This is a genomic window from Providencia sp. PROV267, from assembly GCF_028477825.1.
In the GTDB taxonomy this organism is placed as follows: Bacteria; Pseudomonadota; Gammaproteobacteria; order Enterobacterales; family Enterobacteriaceae; genus Providencia; species Providencia stuartii.
In genome coordinates, this window is the sequence record NZ_JAMPLX010000001.1 from 160,173 (window position 1) to 186,725 (window position 26,553).

Annotated in this window: 21 protein-coding genes, 2 tRNA genes and 2 pseudogenes; 11 read left to right on the forward strand and 14 right to left on the reverse strand. The window is 39.0% G+C overall.

Annotation, left to right across the window (positions count from 1 at the left end; translation table 11 throughout):
- Window positions 1-42: 42 nt before the first annotated feature.
- The gene (gene tyrP / locus PR709_RS00685; RefSeq protein WP_230084765.1) at window positions 43-1,203 is read right to left on the reverse strand and encodes a tyrosine transporter TyrP; all 1,161 of its coding nucleotides are present in this window, start codon (window positions 1,201-1,203) and stop codon (window positions 43-45) included.
- A 486-nt stretch (window positions 1,204-1,689) separates the two neighbouring features.
- On the opposite strand from tyrP, the gene PR709_RS00690 reads away from it, so the two are divergent.
- The gene (locus tag PR709_RS00690) at window positions 1,690-3,030 is read left to right on the forward strand and encodes an anaerobic C4-dicarboxylate transporter (RefSeq protein WP_004921077.1); all 1,341 of its coding nucleotides are present in this window, start codon (window positions 1,690-1,692) and stop codon (window positions 3,028-3,030) included.
- A gap of 62 nt (window positions 3,031-3,092) precedes the next feature.
- Here PR709_RS00690 and yfaE read toward each other — a convergent pair whose 3' ends face one another.
- From yfaE to ubiG, 4 genes are all read right to left on the reverse strand, one after another.
- Complete coding sequence (gene yfaE / locus PR709_RS00695; protein WP_014656251.1) at window positions 3,093-3,356, reverse strand: class I ribonucleotide reductase maintenance protein YfaE; 264 nt, start codon at window positions 3,354-3,356, stop codon at window positions 3,093-3,095.
- Window positions 3,357-3,358: 2 nt separating this feature from the next.
- Window positions 3,359-4,495: a class Ia ribonucleoside-diphosphate reductase subunit beta gene (gene nrdB / locus PR709_RS00700; protein ID WP_004921075.1), complete on the reverse strand. Its 1,137-nt coding sequence runs from the start codon at window positions 4,493-4,495 to the stop codon at window positions 3,359-3,361.
- A gap of 11 nt (window positions 4,496-4,506) precedes the next feature.
- Window positions 4,507-6,798, reverse strand: coding sequence for a class 1a ribonucleoside-diphosphate reductase subunit alpha (gene nrdA / locus PR709_RS00705; RefSeq protein ID WP_004921074.1), 2,292 nt, complete (start codon window positions 6,796-6,798; stop codon window positions 4,507-4,509).
- A gap of 335 nt (window positions 6,799-7,133) precedes the next feature.
- Window positions 7,134-7,856 carry a bifunctional 2-polyprenyl-6-hydroxyphenol methylase/3-demethylubiquinol 3-O-methyltransferase UbiG gene (gene ubiG, locus PR709_RS00710; RefSeq protein WP_004921073.1) on the reverse strand — a complete coding sequence of 241 codons (723 nt, stop codon included), beginning with the start codon at window positions 7,854-7,856 and terminating at the stop codon, window positions 7,134-7,136.
- A gap of 243 nt (window positions 7,857-8,099) precedes the next feature.
- Between ubiG and gyrA the strand changes: the two genes are divergently transcribed.
- Both gyrA and rcsC read left to right on the forward strand, forming a co-directional pair.
- Window positions 8,100-10,703: a DNA topoisomerase (ATP-hydrolyzing) subunit A gene (gene gyrA, locus PR709_RS00715; protein ID WP_040133282.1), complete on the forward strand. Its 2,604-nt coding sequence runs from the start codon at window positions 8,100-8,102 to the stop codon at window positions 10,701-10,703.
- A gap of 192 nt (window positions 10,704-10,895) precedes the next feature.
- Complete coding sequence (gene rcsC / locus PR709_RS00720; RefSeq protein ID WP_404824112.1) at window positions 10,896-13,676, forward strand: two-component system sensor histidine kinase RcsC; 2,781 nt, start codon at window positions 10,896-10,898, stop codon at window positions 13,674-13,676.
- A gap of 78 nt (window positions 13,677-13,754) precedes the next feature.
- On the opposite strand, the gene rcsB is transcribed toward rcsC, so the two are convergent.
- Both rcsB and rcsD read right to left on the reverse strand, forming a co-directional pair.
- Entirely contained in the window at window positions 13,755-14,405 is a 651-nt protein-coding gene (gene rcsB, locus PR709_RS00725; RefSeq protein WP_004921064.1) for a response regulator transcription factor RcsB, read from the reverse strand.
- Window position 14,406: 1 nt separating this feature from the next.
- Window positions 14,407-17,118 (reverse strand): phosphotransferase RcsD, encoded by a 2,712-nt coding sequence (gene rcsD, locus PR709_RS00730; protein ID WP_040133281.1) that lies wholly within the window; start codon window positions 17,116-17,118, stop codon window positions 14,407-14,409.
- Window positions 17,119-17,333: 215 nt separating this feature from the next.
- On the opposite strand from rcsD, the gene PR709_RS00735 reads away from it, so the two are divergent.
- Window positions 17,334-17,421: transfer RNA gene (locus PR709_RS00735), tRNA-Ser, on the forward strand.
- A gap of 5 nt (window positions 17,422-17,426) precedes the next feature.
- Window positions 17,427-17,502: transfer RNA gene (locus tag PR709_RS00740), tRNA-Thr, on the forward strand.
- 61 nt (window positions 17,503-17,563) lie between these two features.
- Here PR709_RS00740 and PR709_RS00745 read toward each other — a convergent pair.
- Window positions 17,564-17,809, reverse strand: a pseudogene (locus tag PR709_RS00745) (hypothetical protein); the annotation flags it as partial.
- A 705-nt stretch (window positions 17,810-18,514) separates the two neighbouring features.
- On the opposite strand from PR709_RS00745, the gene PR709_RS00750 reads away from it, so the two are divergent.
- The 5 genes and pseudogenes from PR709_RS00750 (at window position 18,515) to PR709_RS00770 (ending at window position 21,620) form a co-directional block, all read left to right on the forward strand.
- Window positions 18,515-18,841 (forward strand): hypothetical protein, encoded by a 327-nt coding sequence (locus PR709_RS00750; RefSeq protein WP_148493752.1) that lies wholly within the window; start codon window positions 18,515-18,517, stop codon window positions 18,839-18,841.
- Window positions 18,842-18,987: 146 nt separating this feature from the next.
- A pseudogene (locus PR709_RS00755) lies at window positions 18,988-19,229 on the forward strand (integrase core domain-containing protein); the annotation flags it as partial.
- A gap of 337 nt (window positions 19,230-19,566) precedes the next feature.
- Window positions 19,567-20,316 (forward strand): hypothetical protein, encoded by a 750-nt coding sequence (locus PR709_RS00760; RefSeq protein ID WP_004921052.1) that lies wholly within the window; start codon window positions 19,567-19,569, stop codon window positions 20,314-20,316.
- Window positions 20,317-20,466: 150 nt separating this feature from the next.
- Window positions 20,467-20,802, forward strand: a complete 336-nt coding sequence (locus PR709_RS00765; protein WP_014656243.1) for a hypothetical protein — start codon at window positions 20,467-20,469, stop codon at window positions 20,800-20,802.
- Between the two features lie 344 nt (window positions 20,803-21,146).
- On the forward strand, window positions 21,147-21,620 hold the full coding sequence (locus PR709_RS00770) for a hypothetical protein (protein ID WP_230084764.1): 474 nt from the start codon (window positions 21,147-21,149) through the stop codon (window positions 21,618-21,620).
- A 231-nt stretch (window positions 21,621-21,851) separates the two neighbouring features.
- Here the strand turns inward: PR709_RS00770 and PR709_RS00775 are convergent, their stop codons facing one another.
- The 6 genes from PR709_RS00775 to PR709_RS00800 form a co-directional block, all read right to left on the reverse strand.
- Entirely contained in the window at window positions 21,852-22,229 is a 378-nt protein-coding gene (locus PR709_RS00775) for a hypothetical protein (protein ID WP_230084763.1), read from the reverse strand.
- 319 nt (window positions 22,230-22,548) lie between these two features.
- A complete protein-coding gene (locus tag PR709_RS00780) occupies window positions 22,549-22,926 on the reverse strand; it encodes a hypothetical protein (protein WP_004921039.1) in 378 nt (125 codons plus the stop codon).
- A gap of 69 nt (window positions 22,927-22,995) precedes the next feature.
- Window positions 22,996-23,241: a hypothetical protein gene (locus PR709_RS00785; RefSeq protein ID WP_004921037.1), complete on the reverse strand. Its 246-nt coding sequence runs from the start codon at window positions 23,239-23,241 to the stop codon at window positions 22,996-22,998.
- Window positions 23,242-23,513: 272 nt separating this feature from the next.
- Window positions 23,514-23,756, reverse strand: a complete 243-nt coding sequence (locus tag PR709_RS00790) for an ANR family transcriptional regulator (RefSeq protein ID WP_004921036.1) — start codon at window positions 23,754-23,756, stop codon at window positions 23,514-23,516.
- Window positions 23,757-23,809: 53 nt separating this feature from the next.
- The gene (locus tag PR709_RS00795; RefSeq protein WP_141173750.1) at window positions 23,810-24,487 is read right to left on the reverse strand and encodes a hypothetical protein; all 678 of its coding nucleotides are present in this window, start codon (window positions 24,485-24,487) and stop codon (window positions 23,810-23,812) included.
- 367 nt (window positions 24,488-24,854) lie between these two features.
- On the reverse strand, window positions 24,855-25,478 hold the full coding sequence (locus tag PR709_RS00800; RefSeq protein ID WP_004921030.1) for a LexA family protein: 624 nt from the start codon (window positions 25,476-25,478) through the stop codon (window positions 24,855-24,857).
- A 205-nt stretch (window positions 25,479-25,683) separates the two neighbouring features.
- Here PR709_RS00800 and PR709_RS00805 point away from each other — a divergent pair, with 205 nt between their 5' ends.
- Window positions 25,684-26,118: an antiterminator Q family protein gene (locus PR709_RS00805; RefSeq protein WP_004921028.1), complete on the forward strand. Its 435-nt coding sequence runs from the start codon at window positions 25,684-25,686 to the stop codon at window positions 26,116-26,118.
- Window positions 26,119-26,553 lie beyond the last annotated feature (435 nt).

Genomic DNA, 26,553 nt, shown 5'->3' on the forward strand with positions numbered 1-26,553 from the left:
TCCGTTTAGTGAACGGTACGAGCTTTGTTTTTGACGCTAAATTTAGCCTACATTAGGTAGGTAGCCTGCAACGATAGCAAATTGAATAATGATCACTGCAAAACCGCATAATAAAACCAGACGGAGCAGAGTAGAGCCGCCTTTAACTCGGTAATGAGCTTGCTTATCGATAGGTTTTTCAACGGCTCTAACTTGCATTGTCAATAATGCGGGGATGATCAGGGCTAATACAGACAATGCAACCGCCGCATAAGTTAACGCCTGTACGAAACTACTAAAAAATAACGCTGCTAATAACGGAGGTAAAAAAGTTAACAAGCCTGTCTGAATACGCCCAATGAGGCTATCATTCCGTTTAAATAAATCAGCAAGGTAATCGAATAAACCAAGAGCAACCCCTAAAAACGATGTGGCTAGCGCTAAATCCATAAACAGATTAACGGCAATATTAACGCGTGGAGCCGTAACGACATCACGAATGGCGGTGAGTAAGCCATCTAGGCCAGACTTTTGCGCCAAAATCCCTAAAAATGTGTTAGAAGGGATCGACCCTAAAGTGGCTATCTGCCACAAGATATAGGCAACTAAAGGGATCGCACTCCCTGTAATGAAAATGATACGAAGTTTACGCACATCGCCATTCATGTAATTCACAAGGCTAGGCACGCTACCATGGAAACCAAATGAGGTGAAGATGACTGGCACTGCCGCCAGCAGTAGCCCTTTTTCAGCAGGCATACTGCCTAAGTTGACGGTTTCAACGTGGGGTAACATAACAGCCAACATAATGACTAAAAAGATAATTTTAGCTGTAAATAGTAGGCGGTTAATAAAATCGACAGAGTGCGTACCAATACAAACAACAGCACCACCGATAAGCGTAAATAAGATAATTGATGTTTTGGTCGACAGATGAATATCCCACCACGAGAGTAGGCTGTTGGAGATCAGGACACCCGCGCCACCAATATAAGCGGTAGTCAGCGCGTACATCAGAAGTAACATACTTAAGCCTGTGACGATTTGTCCAATAGGCCCAAGGTATTTTTTCGCGATTGATCCCAAGCCCATATCTGGTGGATTGTATTGATAAACCTCAACGAGCAGTAATGAGGTATAACTCATTAACATCCATAGGCCGACAAGTAGGCATGCAATACCTGTGAAACCGACACCCGCAGCGGCAAGTGGCATAGCCAGCATCCCTGCACCTATTGTTGTTCCTGCAACGATTAAAACGCTACCTAGCGTGCGATTTTTCACAAATTCCTCTGATTAAAAGTCGTGGATTTATTAGCTGAGCAGATTATGCGATCACAGTTTTTCTGTCAAATCTAAATTACAATGAGTGTAAACATAAAATTACACACGCGCGTATTTCTTATAAAGGAATGGTGAAAATAGCAACGAATTATTCGTCCTAGTTAATGAATAATCGTTATTGATATGGTGATTAAAGGTAAATACATCGGATTTTAAATGTTAACGGATGTTAATTAATTGATTGATATATATGATGTTTTAGATTAACAGGACAGTATCTCAGGAACCTAAGATAAATTTTGTGACGGGGTGGGAAAATCGAATTGAAAAATAAGATTAAATTCTTTAACCAGTTAATATAAATCAAATCTGTGTCAATCTTTCATCCCGATAATGTAAGGAAACATTAATTGAAAGGATGAACTTATGGACTTTTTGATACAACTTGCCATTATCCTCGTCTGCTTGTTCTACGGAGCAAGAAAAGGGGGAATGGCTCTCGGGCTGCTAGGCGGCGTTGGCTTAGTGATACTCGTTTTTGGTTTTGGTTTACCTCCTGGAAAACCGCCTGTTGATGTTATGCTTGTGATCATCGCTGTTGTTGCAGCATCAGCGACTCTACAGGCATCAGGCGGTTTGGATGTCATGCTACAAATTGCAGAACGACTACTACGTAAAAATCCAAAATACATCTCTATTGTGGCACCTTTTGTTACCTGTATTTTAACCATTTTGTGTGGTACAGGGCATGTGGTGTATACCATCCTTCCTATTATCTATGACGCGGCGATAAAAAATAATATTCGTCCTGAAAGACCGATGGCGGCCAGTAGTATTGGTGCACAAATGGGGATTATTGCCAGCCCTGTCTCTGTTGCAGTGGTGTCCTTAGTGGCGATGTTAAATGGCATCACCATTAATGGTAAATCGCTCGAATTTTTAGATCTCTTGGCGATTACCATTCCATCGACCCTAATCGGGATACTGGCAATCGGTATTTTCAGTTGGTTCAGAGGGAAAGATCTCGATAAAGATCCGGAATTCCAAAAGTTTATTTCGGTACATGAAAATTACGAATATGTGTATGGCGACAGCGCGACACTACTCGATAAAAAGTTACCGAAAATCAATTGGGTTGCTATGTGGATTTTCCTCGCTTCTATTGGGGTTGTTGCGATTTTGGGGGCAGTTTCTGAATTAAGGCCATTGGTTAATGGCAAACCACTGTCAATGGTACTTGTGATACAGATGTTTATGCTGCTCGCTGGTGCGCTGATCATCATTATTTGTAAAACAAATCCGGCACAGATTTCGAAAAATGAGGTTTTTCGTTCAGGAATGATTGCCATTGTTGCCGTATATGGTATCGCTTGGATGGCAGAAACAATGTTTGGCGCGCATATGGATCAAATCAAAGGCACGCTTGGGGCATTAGTCAAAGACTATCCATGGGCTTATGCCGTGATCCTCTTATTGGTCTCTAAATTTGTGAACTCACAAGCAGCCGCTTTAGCTGCGGTCGTTCCGATAGCGCTCGGCATTGGTGTTGATCCTGCCTATATCATCGCATCTGCGCCTGCTTGCTATGGTTATTATATTCTTCCGACTTATCCAAGTGATTTAGCCGCTATTCAATTTGACCGTTCCGGTACGACTCGGATAGGTAAATTTGTGATTAACCACAGCTTCATTCTACCCGGCCTCATTGGTGTTGGTGTCTCTTGTGTGTTTGGATGGGTATTTGCAGGATTATATGGTTATCTATAATCTGTAAGTGACGTGTTTAATTAACAGCGATGGCGTAAAGAGAGCGTCATCGCTGTGAGGTTTTAACCGATTTCGATGTCAGAAAGGGGATGGCAACAACAAGGTAAAATCTCACCGTCTTGTACAAAGGCAAGCGGTTTTTGTTTATAGCCCACTTTCCCTTTTAATAGCATGACTCGACATGAGCCACAATAGCCTTCTCGGCACTGATATTCAACAGGAATACGGCTGTCTTCAAGTGCTTCAAGCAGGCTTGTGTGGATCTCGGTGTGGTAAGGTACTTGCACACCCTGCGAGAGCCGCAGGGTGACTTTATGGCTAGCCATGATTAGAGTTCGAAATCACTCAGGTCATCAGTGTTGACTTCAGAGTCAATCTGACCAACCAGATAAGAGCTAACTTCGACTTCTTGCGGCGCAACTTGAACGTTGTCAGACACCAACCATGCGTTGATCCAAGGGATTGGGTTTGAGCGTGCCTCAAAAGGTAATTTTAACCCAACAGCTTGCATACGGATATTGGTGATATATTCCACGTATTGGCACAGAATATCTTTATTTAGGCCAATCATAGAACCTTCACTGAACAGATATTCAGCCCACTCTTTTTCTTGTTCAGCTGCATCCACGAACAGTTTATAGCACTCGTCTTCGCACTCAGCAGCAATCTCTGCCATTTCAGGATCATCCTGCCCAGAACGTAACAAGTTCAGCATATGCTGGGTTCCTGTTAAGTGAAGGGCTTCATCACGCGCAATCAGTTTAATAATTTTTGCGTTCCCTTCCATTAGCTCACGCTCTGCAAAGGCAAATGAGCAAGCAAAACTGACATAGAAACGGATAGCTTCTAAGGCATTTACGCTCATTAGGCACAGGTACAACTGTTTTTTCAGTGCACGTAGTGATACTGTGATTTGTTTACCATTGCAGGTGTGAGTACCTTCACCAAACATATGGTAATAGTTGGTCATCTCAATCAGCGTGTCATAGTAAGCAGAAATGTCACGAGCGCGTTTTAAGATCTCTTCGTTTTCAACGATATCATCAAAGATGATTGCCGGATCATTCACGATATTACGGATAATATGAGTGTAAGAGCGTGAATGGATCGTCTCTGAAAATGACCAAGTTTCAACCCAAGTTTCTAATTCAGGAATTGAAATCAGTGGCAATAACGCCACGTTCGGGCTGCGACCCTGAATAGAGTCCAGCAGCGTTTGGTATTTCAGGTTACTAATAAATATGTGTTTCTCATGATCAGGCAAGCCATTATAGTCAATGCGGTCACGGGAAACGTCAACTTCTTCTGGACGCCAGAAAAATGAAAGCTGTTTCTCGATTAACTTTTCGAAAATCGGATACTTTTGTTGGTCGTAACGAGCAACGTTAACAGGTTGACCGAAAAACATCGGCTCAAGTAACTGGTCATTTCTCTTTTGTGAGAAAATGGTGTAAGTATGTGACATGACAATTCCTATTAAATTTTACACGCGCCGCCTTCACAATCTGAATCCGCTGACTCAACAACTTCTTCCAGATCACCTTGAACATCTTCCGCACCATCGCGGGTGTTGTGGTAGTAAAGTGTTTTCACACCAAACTTATAGGCGAGCAATAAATCTTTTAGCAATTGATTCATTGGTACTTTGCCTGTTGCAAAGCGCGTTGGGTCATAGTTGGTGTTTGCAGAAATAGACTGATCAACAAACTTCTGCATAATACCGACTAATTGCAAATAGCCACTGTTTGAAGGCATTTGCCATAACAACTCATAGGCACCTTTAAGATTCTCATAATCAGGTACAACTTGGCGTAAAATACCATCTTTAGATGCTTTAATGCTGATATAACCACGAGGTGGCTCGATACCATTGGTTGCGTTAGAGATCTGTGATGATGTTTCCGATGGCATCAACGCTGATAAGGTTGAGTTACGCAGACCATATTGTTGGATATCTTTACGTAACGTTTCCCAATCATAATGCAGAGGCTCATCAGTCAATTTATCCAACTCTTTCTTATAGGTATCAATTGGTAGAATACCTTTTGAATAAGTGGTTTCATTGAACCAAGGGCAAGCGCCTTGCTCTTTAGCCAATTCGTTAGAGGCTTTCAATAGATAGTATTGAATTGCTTCAAAGGTTTTGTGAGTCAAATTGTTGGCGCTGCCATCGGAATAGCGAACACCATGCTTGGCTAAATAATAAGCATAGTTAATGACGCCAATACCTAAAGTACGGCGACCCATTGCCCCTTTCTTCGCGGCAATAATCGGGTAGTCTTGATAATCGAGAAGGGCATCCAATGCACGTACAGCAAGCACGGCCAACTCTTCTAATTCATCAAGGTTTTCAATCGCACCCAAGTTAAAGGCTGACAGCGTACAAAGCGCAATTTCACCTTCTTCATCATTGATGTTATTCAATGGTTTTGTCGGCAGTGCAATCTCTAAACACAGGTTTGATTGACGCACTGGTGCAACTAAAGGATCAAATGGGCTGTGAGTATTACAGTGGTCAACGTTCTGAATATAGATACGACCTGTTGATGCACGCTCTTGCATCATTAATGAAAAGAGGTCAACCGCTTTAACACTGGATTTACGGATGCTGTCGTCTTGTTCATAAGCCAGATACAGGCGCTCAAATTCATCCTGATCAGCAAAGAAAGCATCATATAAACCAGGCACATCAGAAGGGCTGAACAGCGTAATATCTTGGTTTTTGATCAAACGCTCATACATCAATTTGTTGACTTGGACACCATAATCCATATGGCGAACACGGTTACCTTCAACCCCACGGTTATTTTTCAGCACTAATAGGCTTTCAACTTCTAAATGCCATAAAGGGTAGAAAAGTGTCGCTGCACCACCGCGCACACCGCCTTGTGAACAAGACTTAACGGCGGTTTGGAAGTGCTTATAAAAAGGGATACAACCAGTATGGAATGCTTCACCGCCACGAATCGGGCTACCTAAAGCACGGATACGGCCTGCGTTTACACCGATACCTGCACGTTGAGACACATACTTAACAATCGCACTGGATGTTGCGTTGATAGAATCTAAGCTATCGCCACACTCAATCAATACGCAAGAGCTGAATTGACGAGTTGGTGTACGAACACCAGCCATGATTGGTGTTGGTAGCGAAATCTTAAATGTGGAAGCCGCATCATAGAAACGACGGATGTAGTCTAAGCGAGTCTCTTTTGGATAATGAGAGAACAAGCATGCAGCAACGAGAATATAGAGGAACTGTGCACTCTCATAAATCTCGCCCGTAACACGGTTTTGTACTAAATACTTACCTTCAAGTTGTTTGACGGCAGCATAGGAGAAATTCATGTCACGCCAATGGTCAATGAAACTATCCATTTGCTCGAACTCTTCTTGTGAGTAGTCTTCCAGCAAATGCTTATCATATTTGCCCATTTCAACAAGGCGAGTGACGTGCTTGTACAGCGCGGGTGGCTCAAATTGACCATACGCTTTTTTACGTAGATGGAATATTGCAAGACGCGCCGCAAGATATTGATAGTCAGGCGTATCGCCAGTAATAAGGTCAGCAGCCGCTTTGATCATGGTTTCATGAATATCAGACGTTCTGATCCCATCATAAAACTGAATCTGTGAACGTAACTCCACCTGAGAAACAGATACATTATTCAGGCCTTCAGCAGCCCAAGTGATTACCTTGTGGATTTTATCGAGATCAATGCGTTCTTTATGTCCATCACGTTTTGTGACTAACAGACTCTGGTTCATGAGCAAGTACACCTTGGTTGACCTACAAAATAGCATATTGCTAACGCAAAAAAGCTCATAGATTAACTCTATGAGACTTGTAGTGTTAGATTCAAATTACATACTATATGTAGTGGTTTGTTGATTTTACTATAACAAGATAATGTTAATAAGCGGTTTTATCAAGTGCACAAATCTGAGTCTTCTGTGGATAACTGTAGGGATAAAAAACGTCACCTTGTCGGTAAGCTGCACTAGAAAAGGAATTCTATAAGTGGAAACTCGCAACAGGGTGACGAAAATAAATTTTGCAAAATGCGATCGTTTGCTGTTTTCTTGAACGTAACGCTTGCTATTTATTCGTTGACAGTATGGAGCATATAATTAACGTCCACATTCGGGCCTAAATAGAATTTATCTTTGAGTGGATTATAATGTAAACCCATGATATGCCTATCTTTTAGCTGAGCCTCGTTTGCCCACGAAATCAGTTCAGAAGGGCGAATAAATTTTTTCGCATCGTGGGTGCCTTTCGGAACCATTTTCATCACATATTCCGCTGCAACGACCGCCATTAACCACGCTTTTTTATTGCGGTTGATCGTCGAAAAAATAACATGCCCACCGGGCTTGACCAATTTAGCACACGCACGTACGACCGACTGTGGATCAGGCACATGCTCCAACATCTCCATGCAGGTCACGACATCATAAGCTTGTGGATATTTGTCTGCGTGCTGCTCTACTGTTTCTTGTACGTATTCAACAGGGATCCCTGACTCTAATGAGTGCAGGCGTGCGACCATCAGTGGGTCCGCCCCCATATCAAGTCCCGTCACATCGGCACCTTCACGTGCCATACTTTCAGATAAAATTCCGCCACCACAGCCCACATCAAGTACTTTCTTACCAAATAAACCATCAACCCGTTGCATAATATAGCCAAGGCGAAGCGGATTAATGCGATGAAGTGGGGCAAATTCACCTTCGAGATCCCACCAGCGAGAAGCAATAGCTTCAAACTTCTCAATTTCATGCTTATCGACGTTCTGATACGCGGGGGTTGAAGTATCATTCATGAGTGGAGCTCCTGTTCCTAGATAGGTGTCCAAACGTTAATACGCGAATTTATTGAGGCCATAAAACGTTTTTTTGTTGCTCTTACGCAATAAACTCAAAGTATACGGACACATAAAGACATTTTTCCGCTATTATACATAGCTTGAAAGACAAATACTCACTTCTCATTTTTTTTATTAAATTGGCGAATTGTGGTATAGTTCTAAACCTTTGAATCCGAAGTTATGAGGGACAGTGGTTCCATGAGCGACATTGCCAGAGAAATCACACCGGTCAATATCGAAGAAGAACTCAAAAGTTCGTATTTGGATTATGCGATGTCCGTTATTGTCGGGCGCGCGCTTCCAGATGTTCGAGATGGACTGAAGCCAGTACACCGCAGAGTACTGTTTGCGATGAATGTATTGGGAAATGATTGGAATAAACCCTATAAAAAATCTGCCCGTATAGTCGGGGACGTTATCGGTAAATACCATCCACATGGTGATAGCGCTGTTTATGAGACAATCGTTCGTCTTGCTCAGCCTTTTTCTATGCGTTATATGCTGGTAGATGGTCAGGGGAACTTTGGTTCAGTTGACGGAGATTCCGCAGCTGCAATGCGTTATACGGAAATCCGTATGGCGAAAATTGCCCATGAAATGTTAGCGGATCTTGAAAAAGAGACCGTTGATTTCGTCCCAAACTATGATGGTACAGAGCAAATCCCTGAAGTTATGCCTACGAAAATCCCTAACCTATTGGTTAATGGTTCGTCAGGTATTGCTGTTGGGATGGCAACGAACATTCCTCCACACAACCTAGGGGAAGTGATCAGCGGTTGCCTTGCTTATATAGATGATGAAGATATTAGCATTGAAGGTCTGATGGAGCACATCCCAGGGCCTGATTTCCCGACTGCCGCTATCATTAATGGTCGCCGTGGAATTATCGATGCGTACCGTACTGGCCGTGGTAAGGTCTATATTCGTGCGCGTGCTGAGGTCGAAGTTGACGAAAAAAATGGCCGCGAAACGATTATTGTCAGCGAAATTCCTTATCAGGTAAACAAAGCTCGTCTTATTGAGAAAATAGCTGAACTCGTTAAAGAAAAACGTGTTGAAGGAATTAGTGCATTACGCGATGAGTCTGATAAAGACGGCATGCGTATCGTGATTGAAGTGAAACGTGATGCGGTAGGAGAGGTTGTCCTTAACAATCTTTACTCGCTGACTCAGCTTCAAGTCTCGTTCGGCATTAATATGGTAGCCTTGCATCAAGGCCAACCGAAAATCCTTAATTTAAAAGATATTATTGCTGCGTTCGTTCGCCACCGCCGTGAAGTGGTGACTCGCCGCACTATTTTTGAATTGCGTAAAGCACGTGAACGAGCACATATTCTTGAAGCATTAGCCGTTGCATTAGCTAACATTGATCCTATTATCGAGTTAATTCGTCGTGCACCGACGCCAGCAGAAGCGAAGGCAGGGTTGATCGCACGCCCTTGGGATCTTGGTAATGTGGCAGCGATGCTTGAGCGTGCCGGTGATGATGCAGCACGCCCAGAATGGCTTGAAGAACAATATGGCGTACACGACGGTCAATACTATCTGACTGAGCAACAAGCCCAAGCGATTTTGGATTTGCGTCTGCAAAAACTGACCGGGCTTGAGCATGAGAAACTGCTGGAAGAATACCGTGATCTTCTGAAGCAAATCGAAGAACTGTTGTATATTCTACGTAGCCCTGAGCGTTTAATGGAAGTTATTCGCGAAGAGTTAGAAGCTATCCGTGAACTGTATAATGATGCTCGTCGTACTGAGATCACCGAAAATACAGCGGATATCAACATTGAAGATTTGATTAGCCAAGAAGATGTGGTGGTAACACTGTCTCACCAAGGCTATGTGAAATATCAACCACTGTCTGATTACGAAGCGCAACGCCGTGGCGGTAAAGGTAAATCGGCAGCACGCATTAAAGAAGAAGACTTTATTGAGCGCTTGCTGGTGGCGAATACCCACGACACCATCCTATGCTTCTCTAGCCGTGGTCGCCTATATTGGATGAAAGTTTACCAATTACCAGAGGCCAGCCGTGGAGCACGGGGTCGTCCAATTGTGAATCTGTTGCCACTTGAACAAGATGAGCGTATTACCGCTATCTTGCCAGTTCGTGAATACGAAGAAGGCTACTATGTCTTTATGGCAACGGCGAGTGGTACGGTGAAGAAAACGGCATTGCAAGACTTTAGCCGCCCAAGAAGTGCCGGTATTATTGCCGTTAACCTCAATGAAGGCGATGAATTGATTGGTGTTGATTTAACCAATGGTTCAAATGAAGTCATGCTGTTCTCTGCTCAAGGTAAGGTTGTTCGTTTTGCTGAAGATGCGGTTCGCCCGATGGGACGTACTGCAACTGGGGTACGTGGTATTCGTCTAGCCGATGAAGACAAAGTGGTTTCACTGATTATCCCTCGCGGCGAAGGCCATATCTTAACTGTGACTGAAAACGGTTATGGTAAACGGACAGCTGAGCAAGAGTACCCAACGAAATCGCGGGCAACTCAAGGTGTGATTTCAATTAAAGTCAGTGAGCGTAATGGTAATGTGGTTGGGGCTATCCAAGTGGATGAAACCGATCAGATTATGATGATCACGAATGCTGGTACTTTAGTGCGTACACGCGTTTCGGAAGTTAGTGTTGTTGGCCGTAATACACAAGGTGTGACGCTGATTAGAACAGCGGAAGAAGAAAAAGTTGTTGGTTTACAACGTGTCGCTGAAACAGAGGAAGATGAAAATTCTGATGAAGCAGGTGCAGAGGATATACCTAGCACAGACATGGGAACCAATACGCCTGAATAAATGTATGGGTCATTGATTCGACGGGCGGTTTACCGCCCGTTTTGCTATCTAACCATCCAGTTTAACAACTATCGCTTTTTACAACTTTTATCGAGTATACTCAGTCACAGTAACATAGCCTGTGTAGGATAGATCTTGAGATATTTACCGTCATTTAGAACATCATTACGATTATCCCGTGATTTATTCCGTATCCTCGGCTTAATGCTATGGGGAATGGGGGTTTTTATTACCTTATTCTTCCTTTATACCCAATTTAATGAAAGCAAGTCAGATATACGCCAGCAGTTTTATTCAGGGTTTGAAAATATGCAGGCGTTCATTTTGCAAACCGGTACCACATTGCGCTCTATCCAGTTTATGACTGAACAACATGAAGAGCGACTGGAAAATGAACCAAATTACGTCACATTACCTGCCACGGGATCCTATAGCCTGTACCCATTATCACCCGAGGCGGATTGTACCTATTTTAAAAATAGAACCAGTGATTACCTAAACGCATTCGAACAACTCATTTATTTTTGGAAAGACAGTATTGCTGCTCCGCAAGGGTTAAATCATGTCTTTGTAATAGGCTCTAAGAGTTACTGCATGATGGATTTTCCAATCCGTACGACCGTATCTGACATTGAGATCTTAAAAAAGGTTGGCTACGAAAATATACGTTCCTATCAAAGCCTAAGATTACAAGGGCAAGAGCGTAACTTATATACGATTGTTCATGGTGCTCAAACCGATTCAGGGCAGTTGTATCTGATCCAACCTATTTATGTGAGTAGCCTTCTGTATGGGTTTATTGGTTTAGAGAGAACAATCAGCTTAAATCAATTTATACAACGTTCGAATAAATCCTTTGAAGTGGTCGTCCTTAATTCGTATAACCAACCGGTTTTATATTACCCAACGGACTTGAATCCTAAAAATTCCAATTTACTCTCTATTTCTGAGCCTAGTTTTTTTGGCTTTAGCTCCGATTATTCAAAACTGATTTTTAAAAAGCGCTTATCGCCATCATTAATGACAGTGGTGTATGCTGTTCCCACCAGCGAGATATTTGCAGAGCATAGAGCGTCCATTTTTTATAGTATCGTTATTAATATCACCTCTGGCTGCCTGATCTTTTTCCTCATTTGGTTGTTAGAGCGCAAAATGCTAGTGCCAGCCGCGAATACCGCTATTCGCCTTGAAGAGCATGAACAGTTTAACCATAAAATTGTAGCATCGGCGCCTGTCGGCATCATCATTCTAAGGTTAAGCGATGGTGGCAACATTCTGAGTAATGAATTAGCTCACGATTATTTCCGCTTATTAAGTGAAGATGATAAACAGCGCATACTGACAATTATTCGCCAAAAATCGAGTAATTACATTGATGTTGTGACTAGTAGTAGTACGCATCTACAAATAAGCTTTGTTAATTCGCGTTATCAAAACGAAGATGTTGCTATATGCGTACTGATTGATATTAGTATCCGTGTTCAGATGGAGAAATCCTTACAAGATGTGGCTGATGCTGCGGAACAGGCTAACCATGCTAAATCCATGTTCTTGGCAACGGTGAGTCATGAATTACGTACGCCACTATATGGTATTATCGGTAATATTGAATTATTACAGCGGCTTGAGTTATCCGATAAAGCGAATCGTCTTGTAACCACGATGGATAATTCATCCTCACTGTTGCTGCAAATTATCAGTGATATATTGGATTTTTCAAAAATTGAATCTAATCAACTAAACATTGAATATAAACTATTTAATTGCCGTGATGTTTTTGCTTTTGTCTTAGCTAACTACTTGCCTTTAGTCGCGAAAAAACAGATAGCGCTTTATTCCTTTATTGAACCTAATGTGCCTGATTTGCTATTGAGTGATGCGGTAAGGCTACAGCAGGTGATATCGAATATCATCAATAATAGTATTAAATTCACAGATTCTGGTTTTGTCTTTTTCTATGTTTGGCGTGACGAAAACTATTTAAAGATTGAAATTAAAGACTCAGGGATAGGCATGCCGCAAGCGGTTGTGTTACAACTTTTTGATCCCTTCTTCCAAGTGCATGACCAAAATAATTTGGGGCATAAAGGTACAGGTTTAGGGTTAGCAATCTGTGAAAAGTTGATTAACTTGATGGATGGAGATATTGAAGTTAATTCGCAAATAGGCTTGGGTAGCTCCTTTATTATCCGTATCCCACTTTATGGCCAAAAGTATACCGAACATGCTATTCCGGAATACCGCTTTCATTATCGGATAGCGATTATTTGCCGGAACCAATGTCTTTCTAGCTTTTTAACCAGACTACTTAGACATAACCATTTTGTTGTCTGTGTTGATAAAGAAATTGATAAGGCAGAAAGTTATGATTTATTGATCACCGATAACCAAGACTCTCATGAGTTAAAGAGTAAAAAAGTACTTCATCTGTGTAATCTATATGTTGGTGATTTGCGTGAAGAGTCGCCTAACAAATGGTTATATAACACTTATCAGAATGAAAAGTTACCATCAATCATCGATAAATTTATTTCGAAATCACGAGGTGAGCAGGTTGCAAAAGAAGAGAGCAATAAAGCAAACTCCCTTGAGATAGATGGTTCACTGAGTTCATACCAAGTATTAATTGTTGATGATCATCCAATCAATAGGGTGATGTTAAGCGATCAAATATCCAATATTGGTTTTAGCACTTGTACTGCCGTTGATGGTATTGATGCACTGAAATATCTAGAAAACCATACGGTTGATATCGTTTTAACCGATGTGAATATGCCAAACATGGATGGTTATGGGCTGTCTAAAGCGTTACGAAACTTAGGTTCAACAGTTCCAATTATTGCATTAACAGCAAATGCAATGGAGGAGGAGAAGCAACGTTGCCGGGATGCAGGTATGAATGGCTGTCTATCTAAGCCAACCAAAATCACAACCTTGAAAGAAACCTTATTGAAATTCGTGGGTAATAAATAAGCTACCCGGTAAAAGCGTTAAAGAGAAAAACCCGTTTGTATCGGGTTTTTCAGCAATAACATAAAGGTGATTTATCGATTAATCGGTAGATGAGTTATCGATGCTAACAGAAGACAGGTAGTTAAGTAATGCGATATCGTTGTCGACACCGAGTTTCAACATTGCTGATTTCTTTTGGCTACTAATCGTTTTAATACTACGATTCAATTTCTTAGCTATTTCTGTGACCAAAAAGCCTTCTGCAAAGAGACGTAAAACTTCACTCTCTTTTGGCGATAAGCGCTTATCTCCATAACCACTTGCATTCACTTTCTCAAGTAGCTTACTCACACTCTCAGGGGTAAATTTTTTCCCTTTTTGTAATGCAGCTAAAGCTTTTGGTAGATCAGCAGGCGCGCCTTGTTTTAAAACAATACCTTCAATATCTAGCTCAAGGATTGCACTTAAAATCGCAGGGTTATTGTTCATGGTGAGAACAATGACAGAAAGATCAGGGTAGTGACGTTTAATATATTTGATTAACGTAATACCATCGCCGTATTTATCACCAGGCATTGATAAATCAGTGACTAAGACGTCGGCATTTAAACGCGCTAAGTTATTAATTAAAGACGTTGAATCTTCAAATTCACCAACGATATTGACCCATTCAATCTGTTCGAGTGACTTTCTGATACCGAAAAGAACAATAGGATGATCATCGGCAACAATGACATTTAGGTTATTCATATTATTGGTTACCTTTTGGCATTAGCTTTTCCACTGAAACATCCAGCTCTCTAATGCAATTACTTATTTTTAAGCTATTTCCTTCTGCTATGTAAAGTTCCAAATCTTCACAAAGCTTGTGAAGGAACCTAAAATCTAGCATAGCAAAAACTCCTTTTAAACGGTGTGCTGTGTTTTTCAATTCGGCCAAATCCTCAAGACTTTCACTAGTATACAGTTTATTAATATCTATCGGAACTGTTGTTATAAACAAATCCTTATAATCGCTATTTGATAAAATATTTTGATAAGTTTGAAGTATGCTTTCCATCGATTCATCAGTTGTTGGTGTCGTATCGTGCTGGGAAAGTGGAATTCCGACCACCGACGCCAACTCGTCATCATCGGCTTGTGCATTTTCAATAAGCAAAGATATAGCATCAATCAGCTCATCTGCAAAGTTATAGTTAACTTCTATGTGCTGTGGTGTGATTGAGTTGACACCTGACGTTGTTCCAGAAATTTTTATTATGTTTTTAAACTGATTATCATCATTATCTGTTATCAATAGATCCCAATCCGTATGCGGTGAACTTTCGTGTAAATCTAAAAAGTCTGCACCATAATTAGATAGGATATTTCTGACAATTCGTGATGTATCAATATTGTGAATTGCTAAACGAATATGAATATCTTCGAGTAATGTAGGATAGCTATCGGCAATGATTGCTGATTTTGTAGGTAAAGTTAATTGATAGTGAGAGCCTATTGCAGGGCTGCTTTTAACGGTAAAGCTGCCATTCATCTTTTTACAGATAGCCTTGCATAAATATAAGGTGATCCCTGAGCGGTTAAACCGTGATGCGTTTAATACTTGCCCTGAGAATGGATGCTGAATATTGGCTAACTCCTGGTTTGTCAGGCCCATACCGCTATCTTTAATATCAATAATGATGGTTTTTTTATCTTCCTGATAATTCAGGCTAACGGCAATTTTCCCAAATGCAGTGGTATCAACGGAATACTCTAGGATTAACTGCAATAGATGTTTTAAGTAGGTCGGCTCTAATGAAAATAGAGAATCTGGATTAATATTATTATAGAAGTAGAGCGATAACCCTTTATTTTTAAGGCGGAAAAGGTTTTGTTTTAAGAATTGAGTAAGCAGCAAACTCACCGAGATTTTTTCAGTTTGTAGTTTTCCAGAGGAAGATTCTAAGGAGTTTAATAAGTTAATATTATTAAACCAACGATTAATATGGGTCGTTTGGGCGACTATCGTATCAATAAATTCGTGCTTATCATCTTCAGAAGCTTCAATCAGCCCACCCACCGCTTTATTCAGCTCGGTTAATGAAGGTTGAACTTCATGTTGCATGTTCTCAAACACCACTTTTCTCAGTTGAATATTTTTCTTATATTCGCGATTAGCCATCTCTTGTCGGCGTTGAGTTAATGCCTCTTTATCTTTATCAATAATAATGAAGAGATAAGTATCTTCTAGCATACTGATATTGACAAGGATAACTTCATAAACGTTATTCTCAATCGAGATTTGGATCATATCATGGTTATGGGTCGCCAATTCTTTAATATGGTTGAGATCCATCGAAGGCAATAAGGCGTTTACCACATTATTACTCAGTAATTTTTTATTTGATGTAAAATCATACACTAGAATGCCATAACTAATATTATTGATAATATCGTTATTCAGTGTCTCTTGAAGCTCTAATTGGTGTTGCATGACTGAGTTCGGTGAAATGATCCGGTTACGGATAAAGACGCTTGTAAAGAAGACAAGCAATATCACGACAACCATACAAGTAAGCAGCCATATATTATAGCCAATAACACCGACAATCAGGTCTTTTAACGGTACTCGGTAATAAACTTGATAGTTGCTACCTTCAATATGCTGTGCGAAAACTAAGCTCGTTCCTCGCACCTCAACATTTGTTCCTTTAGCGGTATCATTATTACGTGGCGATAACGAGATATTATCGCCTTTCAGGTTTGTTGGGAGTATCGAGTTGATCGATATATCAAACGAAATCACGCTGGTTAATTGGCCAGGTGAATTAAACATCAGACGATAGGTATAATAATAGATATTCTCAGGTGCCAGCTTTTGTAGGTTAGAAATGATCTCTCTTCTATCTAAGAGTGTCGACTGAGTTAGCATATCTGTACGCTTTTCTTCAGCGGTCATTGTCAGATAGCTCTCTTTATAACGTAACTCGGGCTTTAATATAGAGTGCGTGGTGACCAAGATCAGCGTGTTATCAGTGCCATTGAGGTAATACATCGAGTTATATTCATTTCGCGCCCCCCAGACGATTTCCATGTAGTTAGCTAATTTTGTTGCTAATAAGTTATTTCGCTCACTATCACTCCCAAATAAAATTGCATCAATGGTTTGATTTGTACTGCCTAGCCAATAAACGTCATGACGAATTTTCGTAATACGGGCAGGAGAGGCCGGTGTCGTATTTAAGTTTGTAGTGGCTGGTTTTTCGTTAACCTGTTTATACATCAAGTTAGCTTGGTAACGATAATCCTCTATTTGGTAGGCCAATTGTTTCGCTATGGTATTCAAGGAGGCTTGGCGGCTAAGTAGCCACGAGTGATACGAATTATATAGCGACAGCGAGAGCATCACGACAAGTAGCAGAATAAAGACGTAAAATAGGCGTGAGAGTAAAATGGTTTTTATCAAAGATTGTCTGTACATATTGTGGTGAACTGTCCTGTCGGCAAAAATATATTAATTGACTAAAAATCATACGCCTATGAAAAATTGAGACACCGATTTTGCACAGATATTAGCACTTTTATTATGAAATAGAGAACAATTGAGTGAAGATTAGCCAAACAGAACGAAAAAATCAATTTTTTTACTTTCAGGGGTAGACAAGCTGCGCCGATTCCTCCATAATCGCGCCCCATGGAAGGATGGCCGAGCGGTCGAAGGCAGCGGTCTTGAAAACCGCCGATGGGAAACCATCCTAGAGTTCGAATCTCTATCCTTCCGCCAAATTCGCCGGCTTAGCTCAGTTGGTAGAGCAACTGACTTGTAATCAGTAGGTCACCAGTTCGACTCCGGTAGCCGGCACCAAATAAGAACCCGTTATCTCTCAACCAGATAGCGGGTTTTTTCTTTTTATTTGTGTGCATAATTACAAGGCTCTTAATAGCGGTTGTGCCATATTTGTGTCATCGTGTGACATTAGCTCGTCTATCTTCATTGCATGTTCAGTTAGATGATTCGGCGCTAAATGAGCATACCTTCTCACTGCTGGCGTTAATGTTCCATCCGCTCTATTTTTCGCCTCCTTATGCACAAACACATACCTATGATGGTTCCCAATCTAACTGCGAAGAACCTTGCACGCAGTATCGTTTAACGCGACGCCAATGGCTTTAGCAAATTAACAATGCCACTTCACATACCAATCTTACCCCTTCGGAAGATTGATATCTTATTTCCTCTTCTTACACACTTTCAGTGTTATTGTGCATGCTGTCATTCAAAGCTTTAATACAGTTTGCTCTAGCAAATGGCCAAGGTGGCTTTTTCTTTTTTGGGTCTTTGCGAGACCCGCTTATCCGTCCAGTATTAATCCATTTTTTAGTGTGGAGTACTCACGTATTCAGAAAAAGTTATTGTACTTGAACACACTAATAAAGAACTGAACAACAAAGTTGAATGCATGTCAAATCTGTTCAAAGAAGGCATGACACCAACACAATTCTGTAAAATGCTTAATGGCGTAAATACTCAACAGGTCCAAATGTGGCTAGCAGAACGCAGCTGGTTATATCACGAGACCAAATCAGAGTGAAATTAATCCTCACGATCATGAGCCATTCATCAAATATCAGCCTGTATCATTGAAGAAAGGTGCTAAACGTCTTTATGAGCTTTATCTTGCAGGTGAGTTACCAATGAAAAAGAATTGGAATGGATTAGTTATTCACGATAAAGAATACAAAGCCGTAGCCTAACCACACATAGCCCAAGGATGGGCTTGCAATCCAGATCACATATTACGCCTCTTAACTGAGGTCTTTTGCTTTGTTTTGTTCTTTACGTTAGTTACCATGGCTTAAAACAAGTAGGGGGTAACGTGAATAAAATCTTATTAAGCAGTTTTTTTGTATTGGGTTCATTGCTATCAGTTCCTGCAAATGCAACTGTACTAGCACCTGAAGGTAGAGGTGTTGGTGGCGTTTATGAAATGGAAGAAATGAAAAAGCTGATATGTGACGATCAGAATGATAAACAAAAATGTGAAAGGTTTGTATACATAGCAATGACAGGGGCATATACCTATGGAAAAGTAGCTGCGTCATGCGAAAAATGGATGAGAAATGGAGGTATCCCTAATGGGTTTGAAAGTCGCTGTGAGCATGTGAGTAAATTAGATGATTATTTTGATAAAGATCTGGAGTAACTCCACTAAGAATAAATAACGATTTGCTCCCCATTGCACTATATAACATATAGGCTATGGGGAAAGGCTCCTCTAAGTTGATGTGGGGATAGGAATGAAGCACATCTTATTAGGTTTGACAGTATCTAGATTATTGAATGGCTGCGTCACTGTGCCATATTCAACCGGGCAAACCGCAATAAATGGCTTTATCGAACGTTTTAATGGCTCGTTCCATCGTGAATTTTTAAATGCGTATTTATTTGAATCATTGAGTCAAGTTAGAGAATTAGCGTGGTATTAGCAGCAAGATTATAACCAAAACCGAACGCACGAAAGTTTAAATCACCTCCCTCCGGAGGCCTATCGTAAACAGTTAGAAAACTTTAATTTAGTGTGTCTCAATTAATGTGGCGTGGACATACCCGCACAAGAAAATGCAAAAGTTACCAATAGTACAATGTTAAATTTAGGGTTTGTTATACACGCATCTGAAATTCTTGGCTTTAGTGAGATAGTAAAGAAAATTACAATACCAAATTGGCAGCCACAAAATGGCGTTTTGGTGAAAAGAAAAAAACTCTCTCCACATAGAAACAGCCTTTGCGATTGTAATAATGGATATAAAATATAAACACTGTCATGGTAAAATCAAATGAACCCACTTCGGTGGGTTTTTTATTGCCTTAAGTGAGGCGTTGCCCTAATATTCATTGAACTTAAGCTAAACTTATTGAGGCAATGGAATGAAAAAATTACTAGCGTGTTTTTTGAGCATATCGATTTTAAGCTCTACGGGATGTTTAACAAAAAACTTTTGGGAAGATAACCCAACAGTCGAAACCAAATCACAAAATGTTGTTAAGTTAACAGATAAAATAATTGCCAGTTTTGAATATAAAAATATTAAAATTGAAAGTAAAACAACAAAAAACGATATAAATGATATCAAATTTCCGGATTCTGGATTCGGTTTTATAGGAGAAAAGTACGCCTATTTATTAACCAGTGGCTCTTCTGAATTAATGGAGTTAAATGAATTAGTGAAAATAATCCCATTAACTGCATTTGATAATCCCAAGGGAATAATTCGAATTAAAATACTTCCCAATAGCAACAGTCAATCACCGATCGAATTTATGCAGAATTACTTTGTATACACAGATCCCAAATTTCAATTTACTGACGCACAAATAAAGGCCTTAGAGCAGGCAGGCTTTAAGAATAGGACACAAGGAAATGATAAATCATCTTGGGTAAGAACTGTGCCAATTAAAGGGTATATTATTGATAGGAATGATATAAGCTTACCAGTAACTTCCAATGCAAAACTAAATGAATTATATACTGTTGAACTGTATGCTTCCGAAGAACAGAAATCATTTAATGCAGGTAATTTGATTGCAAAGATAATAGCTACACCATTTACCGTTGTAGCAGATGTGGTCATCACACCTCCTCTTGCTATTTTTGTTTTGATTGCATTTAGTAAGTAATTTTCTGAATAGCAAGTGAATTGGTAGCTCAAGCACTAGTGAATAACCTGCTCCGGCAGGTTTTTTGTACCTAATTGTTTGCTTTGTTTTACGCTGCTTTCGGTATAACATCAATTAAATTAATAAAAAACTGAGTGTGAGGATGGGATGATGAAAAAGTCAATAATTGCAATTGTTTTATCTTGTATTGGTTTTAGCGTTTATGCAGGAACATCTTATACAAAGGAGGAATTAAATAAACTTGTAGATTCAGGCAATCCGCCAAAAGAAAAATATGAGCAAATACTTGGAACTGACACTATGCCATTTTCGCCATGCAAATCAGATGTCAATAAGATGTATAATCAATTAATTGGTGAATATCCCGTTAAAGTAATTCAGAATAGCCCAGACTCATATGTGGTAAAAATGTGGGCAAATGATGGATTTGTGGTAGCTAAATGTGCCAATGGTCAAAAAATAGTTTCAGGGGCAGAGTACGAATAATGGAAAAATATTCGTGGCAGCTGCTCTGATTGCATTATTGGTAGGCTGCGGCAGAAAACCAGATGCTCCGTTCGGCTTGAAATGAAGAGTAGATAGCGTGAGTTTTGTTAAAGATGGTGACTGTGAGAAAAAAGCTGGAATGACAACTCTTGGTAATGGAAAGCTATTTAATGATCTGTCCTATTACAGCACATTAAGATTTGATAAAAATGGATTGTTTGAGGTGTAGTCGATATTTGTTGGCGACTAAGGCTCTATAAATAAATTTGTGTATTTAAATAATGAAAAAAATATTCTCTTTGATTGTTATGCTATGCGCTCTTTTCTGTATCACCAGTGTCAGTATGGCTGGTGAAAATGAAACAGCGGAAAAAAAGACAAAAATTGACGTGCTCCCGCAACCATACTCAACAAGTGATTTATATGGCTATTGGTTTGATACAAATAATACACCCGAAGTAAGAATTCTTAAACTGATGATCCTAGCTCCGAATGGTGTTGCGAGAGATGCATTGCTGATTGAACTAGGTGATAATGTAGAAGAAATAAAACAAGAATCTTTGTGGAAATTTGACCCGAATTCTAGCGTGTTAACGCAAAAAGTGACCAAAATGACTTATACAATCAATGGAAAAATAGAACCAATAGATTTTGGTGAGGTCGAGCCTGTAAAAGTATCTGTGACAATTAAAAAAAGAGGTGATGATATTTTTATGAATACTGTTTCTGATGATGGCACTGTAGAAACTTACCAAAAAATAACAAAAGAAATGAAAGATAAAATTCATCAGAAAGCGAAAGAAAATGCTAGAAAATAAATTACACATCAATACCTAGCTGAATATTCACCATTTTCCTCGAGATTATCTGGTGTGTGTAATTGACAACGTTATTCATGACCATTGTCTTTTGGTGGCATATCCTCTTGGTCGTTGATGGACTTATTATGGTGTAATCAGATTTTTGCAATATGATAAGTTTAAATTAATGTTCTGATAATCTGATTTGGCTGTGTAAAAACGAAGATCAGACAAATATCATCATGCCTGCTATTTAGTAAAGTAAGTCCTCATGCACCAAGGTGATGACTCACAATCACCAGCATTGATATATATTATGAGATCATAAAACGAGGCGATGTAAAAGGATAACGCTGGTGCGATAATAATTAAATAAATCATCCCTACTTTTGTTAATTGCTTCCTTTGTGTCGAAAAAATACCAACAAAAGCAATTAAAGATAATAAAGCTTGAAGAAATCTTGAAGTCGCAAAGAGATAAAGCATTGTATCTATTCGATATATGCCATGAGCTGTTGGGTATTTTTCAAAAATAAATTGAATAGATGCAGTTCCAACATACCAAATTATAATGAATAAAAGATGAATTGAATATTCACCTTGAACAAGCTTTTTTAATGAACCCATAAAATTTTCTTTTACCATCAAACCTTAAGTTAAATTAAAACATATAGGGGGGTAAATGTCACTAAAGACTCATTAGCTGGGTAATAAAAGCCCAACAAGACACCATCAAAGCAATGCAAAGCCTATTTATAGACTCAAGCATAAAGATTTCAATGGGGTTAAACTATTTTTGTTCCCCTTTTAAATTGAGGGCACTGTATAAATTTGAGAATTTAGAGCCTATATAATCTTTATAGAAATAACATAGTCAAATAGGTGATACTCTATTCCTAGGGCATTGCCAGATTAATGCCGGCAGACAGTATTAAATTATAGCCTGTCATTGAAACAGGCTTTTAGTACTTTCTTCATATATCTGATAATTAATAATGTCAGGTAGGGCGACCATACACCAATTTATCATCGCGATTATTAAACAGATAATTTGAACACTTAACAACAGGATAACAACGACATGCCAAATCGTCACTTTGCTTTTTAACATGTGAAAAACGCCCGTTATAATGGCGATAGAATACGATGTTTTAAATATGAATAGAAAAAAGATAAGAAAAAGCTGTGTTTTGATTGGAATAGCATCACTACTTTTCATTAGTAAAAATACGGCGGAGCTGCATAGCTCTAAAAATAGCCAAAAACCCCAAACTGTAACAGCGAGAGAGTACTTCCCTGTAACAACCCTTTTTAATACGCTCATTGATACTTCCTTTTAAGTAAACCCCCCTAGTAGCTTATTAGTTACCATATCTAATAGGCGGATGAAATATTATTTGGTTTTTGTCCAATCTCTTACATAGGTTTTATTGAGTAAGCCAGTTAAAAGTGAAGAGGGTTGATGTTGCCGCCTACCTTTTCTTACACGATGAGTGTATATGAGCGAATTTTTAGCGTCATTGTTAGGCTTTAATAAAAGATCAAAAGCATCATCGATAGTAATACCTTTATTTTGGGCTAGGTATTTTGCTTGTAATCTTAATAGATTTTTTCTTGTCTTTACTACTATCGGGTTCATATGATCACTCCATTTTATATCTATATAATTTACCCGATATTTTTTGCGAAGGAAATATATTCTACTTAAGGATAAGTAGGTTTATTGAAAAAGTCATGATAATAGGCTGTGAAAAGTATAAAAACATATAACAACAGAGATAATCCCCTGTATTATTGTAAAGATAAAAACATTATTTCACAGCTGGCATAAAAAGCTAACAATATTAACCCGCTATTAAAAATAGCGAGTTGTTTAAACGATTTTTATATGAAAGATACTGTTGATATGTGTCATATCAGAGAATTTTCTGTAGACTCATCGTCAGCCATGAGTTTATATTTTTCTCTTTGAATTTGCATATAACAAAAATCAGCACGGCGCTCACACCATATTTGGTTACGATAAACACGCGATAATCGATTAGCTTGTGACCATGCTTTGGACGCTTCAAAGTATTTACCTGATCTTTCGAGACGTATCGCGTCACGAGCGACTTTAAGGTAGAGCGGACTATCATTATTTTGATTCACCATAAAAACTCCTAAATATTAAAATAAATCTTTGCGACGAGATAAAATGCAGAGGGTTAATTTTTTAATATACCTTTTGCTATTTTGATGACCTCAGGTAAATGTTCTATGGCGACTTGATTTAGTTTTTTTGCTTTAAATTGATTAAGAATTTCCACTGCTTCATTTCTATATCCATTTTTAGCTAATTGCAGTATAAGGCTCTCTGCTTGTGAAAATAGAATATTAGGGTCAACATGAATTGTTTTATCTTCAATTACGTGTTTAGAACTGATAAGGGATAGGACAAATTCACAACGTTCAGCAATGCCATGTAAGTTACCCCAATTTGCTAAAATTTCTATACATAAATTATGAATAGCAATATTCGGCAATTTTGTAACTTGTTCTAAATTTACCAGTGTCATATGTAAAGCTTCGATTTGCCTATGCTGCTCTGTAGTATTTAAATCTAATATTTGATTGATTTTCTTAATATGTGATCCTGTGAGTTGCTCAAAATTGCCTTTATATATTACACATAATGCAATAATTTGTTTTAATGTAAGGCTATTAATATCAATATCTTTTTCTATAGGTGAGTCTGTTGCACCTGTGTGAGAGTAAACAAAAGATTGATGTGCATTATTTTCAATATCATCGTTGTTAAAACAGCCTCCCTTAGACTGTAAAATGGCAATTAATTGGCGCATTAACTGTGTGTTTTCTTTAATAATATGTTCTAAATCCATCATAAAACCTCAAATGATTAAGTGAACAAGATGTTTTCACTGAACTTTGATTTTGTCGGTATTACAAGACTAAACACTGGTATTACCGACCCAATACAGTTCACCTGCAAATTCATGTTAGTCGTCTATCCCTTTATTGATGCATCGTTCAATTTTTGTTCTCCTAGGTTGAAGAAGGCTGACTTTATTACAGTATAATTAGTATTACGATGGTTATATTACTATATAAATGGTAAATGTAAACTATGAATGTAGTAATTTATCGGTTGAGTAACCTATTTGCTTGTTTTTAATAGAAAGAAAATTACTGTGTTTGATAACGCGTTTTCTTGTTTGCAGAGAAAACGCGTTAAGAGAGGGGTCTAGAGAATTATCTTTTGCGGCGGTAAATGCGGTGCTCAACCATGACACCAATGAGTGAAATTTGATAATCGTGACTGTTCAACGTTGGGTAATCAGGGTTAAGAGGCACTAATTCAAACTCACCAGTACCAATACCTGTAGGCCGATATTTTTTGAATGTTCCTTGGTTCCCGCCATTTTTCGCAAACACAAATTCACCTGGGTTAGGCCAGATCTCGGTATCAATCACTACGATGTCACCTTCTTTAAACTCAGGTGTCATGCTGTCGCCTTCAACCCGTAATGCAAATGCATTCGCGCTGATATCGTCATCAACTAAGATGTATTCGAAATTCCCTTCATAGTCAGTGATCGGGTTGGCATCCTTAAATAACCCAGCTTGGACATAACTTAATAGTGGAATTCGTCGGCTATTGACCTCGGATATTGGCATAATGCTTTTGCCGTTGAGTAGCCATTCAGGATGAGATTGAAGAGCTTTTGCTATCTCTATAATATTTCTTGGTTTTTTGGTTCTACCATTTTCAATGGATTCGATTGATTGCTGACTGATCCCCGCTTTTTCTGCTAACTCAGTCTGGGTTAAGTTTAGTTCTTGCCGACGTTGCCGGATCCTGCTTGCTAGTGACATGAGGTTAACCTCTTATAAAGAATAAAAATTATTGTTATTAGATATAATACAATTTTTATTGTAATTGACAAACAAAAATATTAGTAGTCTAATACTACTTATATTGTTATTGGTGAGTTGAATATAAAAGCGTCTAAAGCTGAGCTTAAGGTGCAGTATGAGTTGGGTTATTAGTTAAAAACAGTGTAGGAAAGGTAGGTTGCAAATGATGAATAGAAACATACAACAAATTCTTACATATTGGGGTGGTTGGTCATATGGCGATCATTGTGGTGCGATAGGTTGGTCATCTGTCTCCGCTGGTTTTCGTGATTTGGTAACATCAACAAGCAAGAGTAGGCCAATGTGTAGTGATGAAGATGGTTTGGTTATCGATTTATGTGTTGCCAAACTTGGGGTTGTTGGTATGGAGCGTGAACGTAGTTATATTGAGGACTATTATGTTAAAGGTTATTCAAAGCGGGCTATTGGTCGGAAATATAAAGTACGGGAAGGGGAAATACGTGAGAGAATACAAGTTGCCGAAAGTTTTATTTTAGGCTGTTTAGAAACATTAAATATTCAGTTAGATATTGATATTTTATGCGCTCAGCCAGTAATAAAATCAGAACGACGAGTGCGCGCGCAAAACATATATTAACATATTATAATTGAACGTTTTTGACAAATGATAGGCCTCTCTTTAGAGGCTTTTTTTTATTTTAAATAAGCTATTCATCAACGTAAAAGGTTAGAGAATAGGACAGCTAGAAGGTCTTAATGATAAAATTTGTGCGCGCGCAAAAAAGGAGTTAATCTGCTAATACTGAAAATTTCCAATAACAAACAGCCTCTCTTTAGAGGCTTTTTTTTATTTTAAATAAGCTATTCATCAACGTAAAAGGTTATAAAATAGGGTAACTAGAAAGCCTTAGTAATAAAATTTGTGCGCGCGCAAAAAAGGAGTTAATCTGCTAATACTAAAAATTTCTAATAACAAACAGTCTCGCTTTAGAGGCTTTTTTTATTTCACATAAGCTGTTCATCAACGTAAAAGGTTAGAAAATAGAATAGCTAGAAAGCCTTAGTAATAAAA